Raw genomic sequence first — 1,016 nt, forward strand, 5'->3', positions numbered from 1 at the left:
GCTTTCATGGCGCGCAGGCAACTGCCGATGTCGGGGAAGCCCGTCATGAAGATGAAGGGCATGCGATGGACCTCGGTGGCCTTTTGCTGAAAGTAGAGTCCGCTTTCACCTTGCAGGCGGACGTCGAGCAGCAAGCAGCTCGGTCGGTCGGGCTTCTCGGACGCGTTAAAGGTGGCTGTGTGCTCGAAGGTACGCGCGGCAAAGCCGGCGGAGCGGAGGAGGCTGCACAAAGATGTGCGGATTGCGTCTTCGTCGTCGACAATGTAGACGAGTGGCCGCTCGTCGCATGTGCGATTGCTGGGCATGCTTGTTCGGTTGCCGGTTCCGGGGCGGAGCCCCACGCCTGCGGGGGCGCCGCGAAGGCATGGCAAGGATAGGGTTGGACGTGTCTCCGCGGACAGACGAATTCGCGGAGATTCCGGACATCTTCGGGCTGCGTGGCGCTCGACTCAGGCAGTCGACTTGACAGCGTTAGGCGCCGGGAATAGATTGCGCGAGAGTCTCAGGAAACTGTCATTGAGACGCTGACGTAACACGAGAGAAGTAATGCGGCAAATCGGCTTGATTCTAGAAAATGGATTCCAGGTCATCGGTCTCTCGGCGCTATCCGCGTTCGAACTGGCCAATGTGGAGCTCGGCGAAGAGGGCTACCGCATGACGATCCTCTCCCAATACGGCGGTATCGTTCACTCGACGATTGGCTTGGGGATCGTGACCACCAAGTTGGACGCGATGCCCGATACGTTGATGGTTGCGGGGGTTCGTGTCCCCGGCCCCCTGGATCCCGGGCTGAAGTCCTACATCAGCCGCGCGGCCAGCGAGGCACGACGTGTCGCGGGCATCTGCACGGGCGCGTTCGCGCTTGCCGAGGCCGGCGTGCTGGACGGAAAGACTGCTACCACCCACTGGCTGCATGCCAGACGATTGCAGGAAACCTTTCCTCAGGTTCGTGTCGACGAGGATCGGATTTTTGTGCAGGACGGAAACATTTGGACCTCGGCCGGCATGTCTGCGGC

General features: G+C 61.2%; 2 protein-coding genes. One reads left to right on the plus strand and one right to left on the minus strand.

What is annotated here, in order from left to right; all coding sequences use genetic code 11:
• Window positions 1-305: response regulator transcription factor (locus AC1DS6_RS42660; protein ID WP_477104815.1), on the minus strand; the 305-nt coding region annotated here is incomplete at its 3' end.
• Window positions 306-546: 241 nt separating this feature from the next.
• On the opposite strand from AC1DS6_RS42660, the gene AC1DS6_RS42665 reads away from it, so the two are divergent.
• A partial coding sequence (locus tag AC1DS6_RS42665; RefSeq protein WP_477104816.1) for an AraC family transcriptional regulator occupies window positions 547-1,016 on the plus strand: 470 nt, incomplete at its 3' end.

The sequence above is a fragment of the Cupriavidus sp. 05L310 genome (assembly GCF_056398185.1).